This is a genomic window from Pseudoalteromonas sp. TAB23 (genome assembly GCF_000498075.1).
Classification (GTDB): Bacteria; Pseudomonadota; Gammaproteobacteria; order Enterobacterales; family Alteromonadaceae; genus Pseudoalteromonas; species Pseudoalteromonas arctica.
In genome coordinates, this window is record NZ_AUTP01000264.1 from 1 (window position 1) to 12,495 (window position 12,495).

The window sequence follows — 12,495 nt, forward strand, 5'->3', positions numbered from 1 at the left end:
TAATGCCAGTCAGTTAAGCTGACTGGCATTTTTCTTTTTATGGGGATACTTAGATGGTTTTGGCTTAACCCATCGGGGGTATCTTCTATCCTCTCGTCTAGCTGGAAGCTTAAATAAGACCAGTGTATTGAGTAAGTGCTGCCAGTGTATTGGAATGTTCCCTGGACTCATTATAGATACTGACGAGAAATACTGAATGACAGCCATCGAACTGCTAGAGAAACTAAGCTGGTTAGGCCATATCCCTGTAACTGTCGCCGCCATCGTCATTATTCTTCGTATTAAATTATAGGCGAGTAACACGCCCCATAGCTCCTGACGCACCATGTCTGGACGCTTGCTTCTTAAATGGTATGCGCTATCAAGCATGGTTTGTTTGATTTCTCTAAACCCAAGTTCTATCTCCCAACGATGACAATATAATTCAACAATTTCATTACCTGGATAACGCAATCTATCCGTCATCGAGGTTAATATACGGTAGCTTTTGCCCTTTATTGTTTTACTGATTAATCTCGCTTTAATCGTTTCAGGAACATCGGGAAAGTTTTTTTGTGCATGCTTTGTTGTTTTCAATTCAATGATATGGTCATTTTTACCCGCGCTGGAGATGATTTCATACTGTAAGTCGGGCCTTGCTGGTATCAGCCAGTGCCTCATCTTCCCAGTTTGGTGCCAACGATTTAACAGGCCTAAAGAATAATATCCTTTATCAAACATAGTCAGTGAATTATCTGGTGTACGTTCAATTAAACGCTCAGCTAATTTCATCTCGTTGGTTTTATAGTTATCAAACTCGCTACTGAGCAGTTGATGGCTGGTCAATTCCATATGACAGACCATGCGTATTTGAGGAAAGGCTGTATCACCGTATTGGTTGCTACCAGAAGAGAAGGCTTTACGATTATCAGGCGTGTCGGCTGTTCGCCACACAACACCGTCAACAGCTAATAGGTTCAAGCCATTCCATGTTTCGAATGACTGTTGCTTATACATTGATTGAGCAGATTTATTGAAAACGTGTTTAACGGAATCATCACCTAACCTTTGTCTCGCTTGTACCATCGCACTTGGAGCAACGAGTTGGTTCTTGCCAGGTAACATGATATCTAGCTTATTAGCGATATTCCAAACCGATTCTTTTCGAAACAATGCCATGCCAATAACTGACCACAAAACGGCCTCAAGCGGTAACCTTCGCTTACGAACGGTTGCAATCCCAGCTTGTTGAAAACCTTGTTCAATGATTTCAGGGTCAAGAATTTCTGATAATTTTTCAAAGGTATGGTATCGGCTGCTTTCTTCAAGTGTTGCTTGCAGTGCTTGTTCTATATTCACAAAAAAATCCGTAGTTAGTTTCCTAACTACGGATTTTGCATGATCGTTTGGATCGGTCAACCGGTCATTTTCTTAACTGATCGGCATTAGGCTAAATGCCCCTTAGTGTTATATAAAAATATTATATAAAAGTAGTTAGTCGTACTTTGCTTCTAGCTCATTAGCTGTATGAAACTTCTCATGACTTTGTAATTGCTCGTCGTATTTAACGAGGTTTTTAAAGTGCGCTAATTGACCTGAGTTTTTAACTATTTCAACAATAAACGACATCATAAAGTCAGCGCCCGTTAGGGTATCGCCCACTAAATAACGTTTACCTTCAAGGCGGTCGTTAAAGTAGCTAATTACTTTAGCTGTTTCAGCGTCAGCATAGCCTTCTAAAAACTGCGTTTTAGCGCCGTCTTTTAGTACAAACATTTTAAGTAAAAGCGGTAAAATTGCTGAGCTTTCTGCAAAGTGCAGCCATTGCTGGTAGTCAACATATTCAGCGGTATCTACTTTTGGAGCAAATTTACCGTTACCGTATTTGGTAATAAGGTAGTCTGTAATAGCGCCTGATTCAGCAATAATTAAACCGCCGTCTTCAATTACCGGTGACTTACCAAGTTGATGAATATGCTTTAGTTCGTCAGGAGCTAGGAAGGTGTCTTTATTACGCTGATAAGCCACAATTTCGTAGTCAACATTTAGCTCTTCTAAAAGCCAAATTACGCGTTTAGAACGTGATTTATTTAAATGGTGTAGTTTGATCATGTCAGTCCTTTTGTGGCTTNAAGCCGTATAAAATTAAAGTGGCTTATTAATTTTAACCACAGTTTTACCAAAGTTTTTACCGCATATCATATCGTTGAACGCGTCTACTGTATTTTCGATGCCTTCTACCATGTGCTCACGGTATTGAATTTTTCCGTCTTGTAGCCATTTTTGCATGTCTTGTGCAAACTCGTCGTAACGGTCGCCGTAATCATCAAAAATGATAAAGCCTTGCATTTTAATACGCTTAGTAAGCAATTGACCCATTAGCATACCTAAACGGTCTGGGCCTTCTGGCAAGCTAGTAGCGTTATATTGCGATACTAAACCACACAATGGTACGCGCGCTGCGGTATTTAGTAATGGTAGTACGGCGTCGAATACTTTACCGCCCACATTTTCGTAGTAAACATCAATGCCTTTATCACAGGCTTTTTCTAACTGCTCTGCAAAGTCATCAGCTTTGTGATCAATACAGGCATCAAACCCTAGTTTTTCAACGGCGTGTGCACATTTTTCGCTACCACCAGCAACACCGACTACTTTACAGCCTTTAATTTTAGCTATTTGACCAACCGTTGCACCTACTGGGCCTGTTGCTGCTGCAACAACTACGGTTTCGCCTTCTTTAGGCTGGCCAATATCAAGTAAACCCATGTAAGCAGTAAAGCCAGGCATACCCATAATACCTAATGCGTATGAAGGGTTTGCAGGCTCTTTACCTAACTGCATTAAGCCTTCACCGTCGGTAATGGCGTAGTCTTGCCAACCTGTGTAGGCAAGTACCCATTCACCGATCCTAAATTTATCGTTTTTAGACTCTTCTACTTGGCACACTGTTGCGCCAACCATTACATCGCCAATATTAACTGGGTCAGCGTACGACTTAGCATCACTCATACGACCACGCATATACGGGTCTAGTGATAGGTAAATAGTACGTAGTAAAACTTCGCCGTCTTTTAATGCAGGAAGCTCTACCGTTTTTAATTTAAAGTTTTCATCTGTTGGAGCGCCATTAGGGCGTGATTCAAGAGTAAGTTGGCGACTAGTCGTAGACATAAAAGATCTCCTATTAATATAAATAAACTACTTACCGAATGTTTACGCTTTAAAAATCGTGATCAGCTAAACAATAATGCGCGGCTAAGCAGTATGAATATGTACAATGCGTACCTTAATAAAGGAGTTTTGGGCGGGTGGTTGATAATTCAACCTTTGCGCAAATTTAATTAGAGTAATTAGTCTGCTTTGAGCTTGCTAAATATATGGTTGTTGTAAAATTGACCATTTTTATAAATGGCCTGTTTAAGCACAGCCTCTTGCTCAAAGCCACTTTTAATAAGTGCTTTCATAGAGCCGGTATTACCAGCAAACACAGCGCCAAAAATTCTGTTTAAGTGTGAGTTTGCAAACGCTTCTTCGCATATAAGTTCAATAGCGCGAGTAATAATACCTTGCCCCCAATAGGCTTTATTAAGCCAATAACCAATTTCGCCACTGTGGCTGTATTCAAATTCGCCGGGAGTTATACCAATACAGCCCGCAAATTGCCCATTTACAACAATGGCCTTAACCGTTGCATCAATTACGCCGTTTTTTGAGCCTTGGTTTATCCACCAATCAGCATCTGCTTGTGTATACGGAAACGGAATTTTTGACGATAAATAACGCGTTACCTGTTCATCATTTAAGGTGTTAATAATAAAAGGCGCGTCTTGGGCTTTAAACTCTCTGAGGGTGATCATATTTTTTCATAAATTTTTAGTATGCACACTAACTTAACAATCATTTTAACGTTAAACAATCAGAACCTAAATTAAACGGTTTACGGCTATTACTTTGTTTTAAAGTCCTCTAATATAAGCAAAATATTACACCTATTTTAGATGCCATTATGCACCTTCACATTAAAGCGCTTTATAACAGCGCCCAAAAACCTAGCCGTTTAATTATTGGTTTAATGAGCGGTACCTCGTTGGACGGGCTTGATGTTGCACTGTGTAAAGTAACGGGCGCGGGCTTAAATACACACATTGAGGTTTTAAATTTTACTACTGTTGATTACAACGACGATTATAAAACTAAAATAAAGCAGGTATTTGCTAAACGAGAATGCGATTTAGAGCTTGTTACTTTACTGCACCCGTGGGTAGGTAAACTCCATGGCGATATGGTTAACCAGTGCTTAGCTAAGTGGAATATAAACCCTGCAAGTATTGATGTAATAGCAAGCCACGGGCAAACCATTTACCACTGCCCGCAGTCGCAGCATAATCACAAAAGCTTTACTAATGGCACCTTACAAATTGGCGATAGCGACCAAATAGCCGTTACTACGGGTATTACTACCATTGGTGACTTTAGGCAAAAACACATAGCCGCAGGAGGCGAGGGTGCACCACTTGCTGTGTATGGCGATTATTTGTATTTTTCGAGCGCTGTTGAGAGTCGGATTTTGCTAAATATGGGCGGCATAGCTAACTTAACGTTTTTACCCAAAAATGGTGATGCAAACGGCGTATTTAGCTCCGACATTGGCCCCGGTAATACCATTATGGATGCGTACGTACAGCAACATTTTAAAGATATGCATTATGACGATGGCGCAAAAATAGCAAAAGTAGGCAAGGTAAATACGCCATTATTAAATGCATTGTGTAATAACGCATTTTTTAAACTCCCAATGCCTAAAACCACAGGGCCTGAGGTATTTAACTTGGCGTATTTAAACGCCGCACAGCAGCTTACAAATACACAACACTTAAGCCATGAAGATGTGATGGCCACCTTAAATACCTTTACTGCAACCGTTATAGCAAATGCATTAAACGAGTGTGCAGAGCGCGTACAAAATTGTGTGGTGTATGCAAGTGGTGGCGGTATTCATAATCCGCTACTAATGGCGCAACTTACAGCACTTTGCCCACGCATTAATGCTTTTAAAAACACCGACGATTTAGGTATTAACCCCGACGCAAAAGAGGCTGTGTTATTTGCTATTTTAGCAAACGAATGCTTAGCAGGAGAGCAGCAACACCTAAGTAATACTGCACAAGGTATTGCGGGAGTTACTATGGGTAAAGTAAGTTTTGCTGATTAATAACTTATAAGTCGCGTCGCGTAATTTAAGTGCAGTCAGCACTAAAACAGCGATAAAAACGTAGAACCCATACTCGCAAAGTAGCTACGAACGCCCTGTGACTTGGTATGTTCAGTTTTTATTTGCTCAGGGATATAGCCTTGCTCAAATGCTTTAATGTACACATCGAGTTGTTGGCTTTCTTTTAAAGTTGTGTTTTTTCCATGCAGCATCATTTGCACTACAAAACACTGGCTTTGTGTAATGTTACTTAAAGTTAGATTTACAGTACCAGATTCAAGGTCCGCATTGCTCAGCGTTTTTTCAGTAAAATACTGCGCCCCACGTGCACTGGGCTGCGTTGCACTTAGTGAAATAACATCGCTCTCATTTGCGCCATCAGGCAACACACACTGCAGCGTAATGTTATGCGCAGCATTGGCTTTTAGCGATAGCTTTTCATATTCCATAGCGTGGCTCATCGCCGCAGACATAGAATCATCAAATGATTGCAGTGCAAATGTTAGTTGCACTAAGGGTGTACTCATCTTACTTAGTCTTCTTGAGTCTATTCATTTATCGGATAGAGATTATCGCGGATCAAGGTTACAGATTTATGACTAATTGCATTAATTAGTACAATTATTGAGTGGTTTGATCAAAAAGGATCGGTCCTTTTTTACTCGATTTTGAAATCATTTCTCAATCAGAAATTATAAGGTATGAAGTTAATATTTGACGTGTAGATTCGCCTTGTTTTCACTGGAAGTCTCTGGTGAGAGAGAAATAAATTTAAATATAATCATGTCTCAATGTGTTAGTAAACCTCTTAACTAGAGTTCAGTTAGATACACAGTCTGTTTTTTACAAAGTAGAATATTTGGATATAGTTTCGAAATTAGAATACTCTGATAACTTACATCTAATTAGAGCTTTTGAGAAGTATTGGCTATGATTCCAAGTAACTACATCAAAACATTTTAGTAGCCTTGACGGTCGATTTTTGATGTTGAGTGACCATGCGAGGTCGTAATGATCTAAGGCCAAATATAAGGTAATTATTTAGAAAGAAGTGTTTTATTTTTAACCATATAAATAGGTGTTATTGTATGTCGTCAACAGTGTTATCTGATTCCTTTCGAGGTATTGTCTATTTTACCGCAGCGGCCAAAAATGAAAGCTTTACCGCAGCAGCTGAAGAGTTAGGTATTTCCAAATCAGCATTAGGTAAAAGCATTGCTAAATTAGAAAATCATTTAAACACCAAGCTTTTTCATCGCACAACTAGGAAACTGAGTTTAACTACTGAAGGAGAGGCGTATTTAGCAAGCTGTCAATTGGCATTAGATACCCTTCAGTCAGCAGAGTTAGCGTTACAATCAAAATTATCCCAACCTTCAGGTCGAGTACGAATCGATGTGCCAGCTGCGTTTGGTCGCTCTTTTGTGTTACCTGTTTTATTGAAGCTTGCTGAGCAACATGCACAATTAAAACTAACAGTAACTTTTAATGATAAAATTATTGATCCTCTCGATGCTGGCTTTGATTTAGCTATTCGATTTGGTGCCATAAAAGATAGTGGTGATTTAGTTGCTAGAAAACTGACTTCTCAACATTTGATTTTAACCGCTTCTCCTGCTTATTTAGCACGTTTAGGTACCCCAACGAGTCTTGCTGAGTTAACAAGCCATCAGTGCATAGTGGCNGCGGTAGTTCACTACATTGGTTAATTAAAAATACCGATGGTGATGATATGCGCTTTCATCCTAAGCCCTTTCATCAAATTAGTGATGGTGATGCTATGGTCGATGCTTGTATTGCTGGCGCGGGAATCATTCAGTTTCCTAAGTCTTTGCTTCAGCCTTGGCTAGATGAAGGTAAGCTAGTACCAATTTTGCCAGAGTTAAATCCTGCTTCAACTGAGTTACATATTATTTGGCCAAAAACAAAACATCTCCTGCCCAGTGTCAGGTTTATTATTGACGAATTTGTACGCTTATCAGATGAGGGTAATTTTAATTAATTGTAGAAATTAATACTACTTAGAGTCTCCTTTTTGCATGTTTATCTACTTATACGTCTTTGTTATGCTGTTTTCGTCATATCGTTGACGAGTTAACACCTATCTAATTAAAGGAGATACCTAATGCCAGTAGTTAATATTCAAATGTTTGAAGGTCGTGATCATGCTAAACAAGCGATAGCAAAAGAAGTGACAGCATCAATAGCTAAACACGCTGATGTTGATCCGCAATATGTTTACGTTATTTTTAATGATGTAAAAACAGAAGATTGGGCTATTTCAGGAGAAATTTTTGCTGAAACGCTAAAAAAATCATCATAGGTATACAGATATAAATAAGCCATTGATGGAGTTAGAACTATAATCAATGGCTCTCTCTTCTATACTTTTTTACAAATGCCTTTCATTATTGCTTATGTTGAAGATACACAGAAATTGTTTTAATAGAGTCGTAAATTAAAAGCAGCTATTTTAAACGCTAACTGCGTTGAATTTATTTGCAATAGGCCAGCTATTGACGCGTAAATTCGCCTTGTTTCACTGAAAATCTCTGGCTAGAGAAAATAAATTTAAATATCACCATGATTTAATACGTTAGTAAATATCTTAACCAGGGGGCAGGTTAAATATTTTTATTTAGAACAATTATGTATACGTGTTTTTGCTAGTTTTAGCGCAATTCTCTTGTCGATAAATAGCCCTCATATATAAGCTGGTTATTTATAAAAAGAGTAATATTCACAAGTGTATAATTTTATATTAGTGCTTTTCTTGTATTATTATCGAGAAAACCCATCCACTAATACATGGTATTTAGCGCCAAATACGTCCAGTCTCTCACGTAAATTGTTATCTGCAACACCGTAAACATTTAATGCATAAATATCAACCAAGGATAAAAAAGTTTTCGCGAATGGCGCAAAACTTTCATCAATATGACTGATGATTGACGCTATATTTTTATATCTCTCAACGATGTGAATTTTTTTCCCATCTTCACTGATATTATATGTGTACGTTAAAGTGCCAGGCTCCTTTTTTACAACATCCACAATTTTATAAATGAGTTCTTTGAACTCTATTAATTTACCTTCTTTCACATCAAGAAAAAAATTGCACGTTATTTCATTTTTCATAAATACTCTCCATAGAGTTAAATTTTATACAGCCTGAAGGAAGAAAATAGTTATTTTCAAGTACAACTATTTAAAAATCATTATAAATGCAGTCTTAAAGTGGATAAATAGGCTCATTTTCGACTCAGAGTGGAATTTTAATCAACAATTATAAAAATATGATCTTGTGATTTAATCTGCTCATTGTTGAGCTCAAATTTAAGCGTTCAAATAACCTAAAGCTTTTAACCAAACGACCGATAAATTACTTAATAGAGTTTAGCGATTAGGGATAATCATGGTTAATAATGTATTTGGCAGTTTGGCTAATTTAAACACTTTGCTTGCCCAATCAGTTAATAACACTAACCAAACCTCTGTGACTCCTGCGCTACACACCAGCGGCGATCTTCAAGCTATTAATGATTTGCAAACTAACGCGCCAAAAATATCCGATGGGTTATTAAGCCAGTTAAATAATGAAACTCTTGATGAAGCACTAGCCAGTAATCAAAATGTAGAGGACGTTTTAAAGCAGCAACTTACCTCGTTATTTACTATTTCAAGCACGCCCAGCACGCTTAACTATAAACTCTCCGATGAAGAACTCGCCGTACGCACCGTAATAAGCTCTCAGCATGAGGGGTTATTAAAAAATGAAAACAGCACTCAATTAATTGAGCGATTAAATACATCAGTAAAAAATATTCAGGGCGCGTATGCTAATACCAGTGATATTTTATCGAGTTTAGGGCAGCTTGGGCATGAGCAAAAAACGTTTTTAGCCTCAAGCCAGCAACGTGTTGAGCGCTCACTTAATCCATACATGGAAAGCCTCAATCGCGCAAAATATGAGGATGACGATAACTACCTGTTTGAGCTTTCGGTAAAAACTAAAGAGGGTGATGTTATAAACATTACCTTTAACTCATCACAAGGTTATGACGAAGAAACAGGTGAAGCGATAGATGGTTTTGGCATAAGTTACGAAGTTAATGGCAATTTATCTGAGGCTGAACATGGCGCTTTAACGCAGGTTATGGCGGGTGTTGGCGAAATGGCCGATGAATTTTTTAAAGTGAGTGAAAATTCATTCAACCCTCTTATAGTCCCAAATCAAACAGATACGAGCTTAGATTTTTTAGCGGGCTTTAATAGTGAGCAGTTAACCGGTTTTAATGTGTCGTTTTCAACAACGCAAAATGATGCGCTTGATACAGGCGAAAACACGCTTGATTTAAGTTACTCCATTGATGAAGCATTAAATCAGCAAGCGCTTGTGTTTAAGGCTGAGAGTGGGAAAAACGAAATCGACTTTGCACTCGATATGTCTACCATTGGCGCTAAAGACACGCAGCAAATGCAGCAGTATTTAGCGTCGCTCGATCAAAGCCTAGAAGATAGCCGAGTAAACAGTACTGAAGATGATAAAACATCGGCATTTGGTAAAAGTGGCGATGAGGCAATGCAACAAGGTTTTGCATTGTTTAAAGGCGCTTTTGCGAGTATGTCATCAGCGGCTGAGCGTTATAGCAATTTGGAGTCACTTGCAGAACAGCACTTTAATGACGGGCGCGCCATGGTTGCTGATTTGGTTGATAACATGATTACAAACGATGCCCGTTACCAAGGGCTTGGTAATAAGGCGCCAAATACATTAGGCACGGGTATTTCTAAGCTCGCTGATTTTGATGCTACGTTTTCTTATGCGCTTGATAACGGCGACTATCAACCTAAAAGTACAATTGAGCTAAGCCAAGCGACTGAACAAGCCCAATTAGGGGAACTTAGCAGTGTAACGCAAAGTAAAAATGTAAGTAGCCACTTTGATTATCAATACAGTCGCCCTGATTATTACGACAAAGAAGAGAGTTATAACGTAAACACCGCCGTTAAAAATAAAGAACTTGTGGGGCTCGATCAGTCTCACAAAGTTGATGTTGATACAAAAATGTTTGAGTTTAATCCACAAACAAATCAATACGAGCTGCAAATGGCGATGCAAGAACAAACCGTTAGTAAAAGCGACATTCGCTTAATTGACGATATTTGGCTTGAAGAAAACGAAAACAGCTACAACATGAATAAAAAAGAGCGTGTTGAGAGTGACGAAAAACAAGACGAGTTTAAAAAAACAAGCAGCCATTCTCATAATAAACTAGTTACCTTGATTGGTGATTTAGACAAGCTAGCTGAGAATAAAAACGTAAGGCGAGAATATTTAACTAACTTATCGCAAGTTAACTTTTTTATGGATAAAAAGTAACGGTCTTGAGTTGTTCACTCCACACTCAATATTGGGTATAGTCGTTTAATACCTAAATTAATACCTAAATTAATACCTAAAGTAAGAGTAACCTTATGTTTAAACAATTAATTTTACTGTGCGCTTTAAGCATGCCGCTTGTAAGCTGCGCTGCTACAGCGCCATTTTCGGGCGAGATAAGTACGCAAGCACTGCTAAGCGACTACGACAAATTTAACGAACAATACAAAGCGTTTACGCCAACGGCGCAAGATATAGCCCTAATGCAAAAACTAGAAGGCAAAGATCTAATTGTATTATTTGGAACATGGTGCCACGACAGTGAGCGCGAAGTGCCAAAACTCATTAAGTTAATTGATGCATCAAATGTAAAACTTGCAAGCATTGAATACGTGGCCGTAGGTTACAACAAGCAAGACGATGCAGGCATTGCAGAAGCTCACGACTTGCAATACACCCCTACGTTTATTGTTAAACAAAATGGCAAAGAGTTAGTTCGCGTAATTGAAAAGCCAACGGGTACGTTAGCGCAAGACTTAACTCAGGGTTTGTAAATAGAGCTTGTTCGTATTTGGGTTTACCGATTTAACTAATAGGTTTGTGAGGTAGCTGCTGGGCTCCTATAAATAGTCTCCTGATACTTTAATGTGTAGGTGACGTGGTCAACTAAATTCAGTCACCCTAGTTAAGAAACCATATCTAATGTTTCGGTTCGTTCTTCAAAGTCATTTGGGCTTTGATAATTTAAGTACGAATGTAAGCGACGACTGTTGTACCACATGCAGATGTAATTCATTACATCCTGTTGAGCTTCATAACGCGTTGGGTAATTTTTCCAATGCACGCGCTCTTGCTTCAAACTACCGAAGAAGCTTTCTGCAACAGCATTATCCCAGCAACAACCTTTCTTACTCATGCTACCAATGAAGTCGTTTGACTTGAGCAATCTACGATATTGATGGCTTGCATATTGAACCCCTTGATCTGAATGGATAATCAACCCTGCTTTGGGTTGGCGTTGCCACATCGCCATAGTCAGTGCGTCACAGACAAGCTGCGCTTTCATTCGTGAGCCCATGCTCCAACCAACGACTTTACGCGAATATAAATCAATCACTACCGCCAGATATAACCAACCTTCTGCAGTCCAAACATAAGTGATATCTTGTACCCAAGCTTGATCAGCGGCTTCAACGTTGAAGTTTTGCTCAAGTACATTGGGATAAATAGGCTTGTTATGGTCACTATTCGTTGTTACTTTGTATTTCTTTTTATAACGCACCCAGACATTTGCCTCTTTCATTAACTGTGCTGTTTTGTGACGGCTCACCGGAAAACCGAGTGCATTTAAGACTTTCTGAATACGCCTTTCACCGTAAGTATTATCACTGAAGTGCGCTATGTCCTTGACCCAATCAATCATTTCTTGATGTGTTGGATCCTCTGATTTAGTTGAATATCGCTTTTGATAACTATAGTAATTGTTACTTTTTACACCCAGTATTCGGCACATTACCGCCACAGGCCAGGTCTTCTTGTATTGGGTTATGAACGAGTATTTCACTTCGTTTCTTTGGCAAAGAAGACCGTCGCTTTTTTTAATATTTCACGCTCCATTTCTAGGCGTTTCACTTGCGCTTTTAGCTCTCTGATCTCTTCTTGCTCAGGGGTCAAATTACCATTCCCTCTAAAAGCCTGCCCATCATCATTTTCAGCTTCTTTTATCCACCGACCAAGCATGTTGGGATTTACCCCTAAATTTCTAGAGGCTTCTGCTTGAGAGTAGTTTTGCTCAACAACTAATGCGATGGCATCAAGTTTAAATTCTTTGGAATACTTTTTACGTTTTGTCATTATCGATCTCCAGTTAAGTTGATTATCTCTTAACTGGGGTAGTCGAATCCATTAAACCACGTCA

General features: G+C 38.8%; 11 protein-coding genes and 1 pseudogene. 5 read left to right on the forward strand and 7 right to left on the reverse strand.

Annotation, left to right across the window (positions count from 1 at the left end; genetic code table 11):
* Positions 1-9 precede the first annotated feature (9 nt).
* The 4 genes from L654_RS0115685 to L654_RS0115700 all read right to left on the reverse strand — a co-directional run bounded on the left by L654_RS0115685 (position 10) and on the right by L654_RS0115700 (position 3,839).
* Positions 10-1,332 (reverse strand): IS4 family transposase, encoded by a 1,323-nt coding sequence (locus tag L654_RS0115685; RefSeq protein WP_101162806.1) that lies wholly within the window; start codon positions 1,330-1,332, stop codon positions 10-12.
* Positions 1,333-1,473: 141 nt separating this feature from the next.
* Positions 1,474-2,091 carry a glutathione S-transferase gene (locus tag L654_RS0115690; protein WP_010554991.1) on the reverse strand — a complete coding sequence of 206 codons (618 nt, stop codon included), beginning with the start codon at positions 2,089-2,091 and terminating at the stop codon, positions 1,474-1,476.
* Positions 2,092-2,124: 33 nt separating this feature from the next.
* The gene (locus L654_RS0115695) at positions 2,125-3,153 is read right to left on the reverse strand and encodes an NADP-dependent oxidoreductase (protein WP_010554990.1); all 1,029 of its coding nucleotides are present in this window, start codon (positions 3,151-3,153) and stop codon (positions 2,125-2,127) included.
* A gap of 179 nt (positions 3,154-3,332) precedes the next feature.
* Entirely contained in the window at positions 3,333-3,839 is a 507-nt protein-coding gene (locus L654_RS0115700; RefSeq protein ID WP_024591162.1) for a GNAT family protein, read from the reverse strand.
* 149 nt (positions 3,840-3,988) lie between these two features.
* Between L654_RS0115700 and L654_RS0115705 the strand changes: the two genes are divergently transcribed.
* Positions 3,989-5,194, forward strand: a complete 1,206-nt coding sequence (locus L654_RS0115705) for an anhydro-N-acetylmuramic acid kinase (protein ID WP_024608397.1) — start codon at positions 3,989-3,991, stop codon at positions 5,192-5,194.
* Positions 5,195-5,235: 41 nt separating this feature from the next.
* Here the strand turns inward: L654_RS0115705 and L654_RS0115710 are convergent, their stop codons facing one another.
* Positions 5,236-5,721: a hypothetical protein gene (locus L654_RS0115710; RefSeq protein ID WP_010554987.1), complete on the reverse strand. Its 486-nt coding sequence runs from the start codon at positions 5,719-5,721 to the stop codon at positions 5,236-5,238.
* Between the two features lie 561 nt (positions 5,722-6,282).
* Between L654_RS0115710 and L654_RS01000000126205 the strand changes: the two are divergent.
* Positions 6,283-7,196: pseudogene (locus tag L654_RS01000000126205) on the forward strand (LysR family transcriptional regulator).
* Positions 7,197-7,319: 123 nt separating this feature from the next.
* Entirely contained in the window at positions 7,320-7,517 is a 198-nt protein-coding gene (locus tag L654_RS0115720; RefSeq protein ID WP_007377422.1) for a 4-oxalocrotonate tautomerase family protein, read from the forward strand.
* 458 nt (positions 7,518-7,975) lie between these two features.
* On the opposite strand, the gene L654_RS0115725 is transcribed toward L654_RS0115720, so the two are convergent.
* Positions 7,976-8,332 carry an antibiotic biosynthesis monooxygenase gene (locus tag L654_RS0115725; protein ID WP_024608398.1) on the reverse strand — a complete coding sequence of 119 codons (357 nt, stop codon included), beginning with the start codon at positions 8,330-8,332 and terminating at the stop codon, positions 7,976-7,978.
* A 277-nt stretch (positions 8,333-8,609) separates the two neighbouring features.
* Between L654_RS0115725 and L654_RS0115730 the strand changes: the two genes are divergently transcribed.
* Both L654_RS0115730 and L654_RS0115735 read left to right on the forward strand, forming a co-directional pair.
* Positions 8,610-10,577, forward strand: coding sequence for a hypothetical protein (locus L654_RS0115730; RefSeq protein WP_024608399.1), 1,968 nt, complete (start codon positions 8,610-8,612; stop codon positions 10,575-10,577).
* 95 nt (positions 10,578-10,672) lie between these two features.
* The gene (locus L654_RS0115735; RefSeq protein WP_024608400.1) at positions 10,673-11,131 is read left to right on the forward strand and encodes a thioredoxin family protein; all 459 of its coding nucleotides are present in this window, start codon (positions 10,673-10,675) and stop codon (positions 11,129-11,131) included.
* A 131-nt stretch (positions 11,132-11,262) separates the two neighbouring features.
* On the opposite strand, the gene L654_RS0115740 is transcribed toward L654_RS0115735, so the two are convergent.
* Positions 11,263-12,431, reverse strand: a protein-coding gene (locus L654_RS0115740) for an IS3 family transposase (RefSeq protein WP_139016089.1) whose coding sequence is annotated in 2 segments (ribosomal slippage) — positions 11,263-12,155 and positions 12,155-12,431 — 1,170 coding nt in all. Because the reading frame shifts where the segments join, the coding sequence is not laid out codon by codon here.
* Positions 12,432-12,495 lie beyond the last annotated feature (64 nt).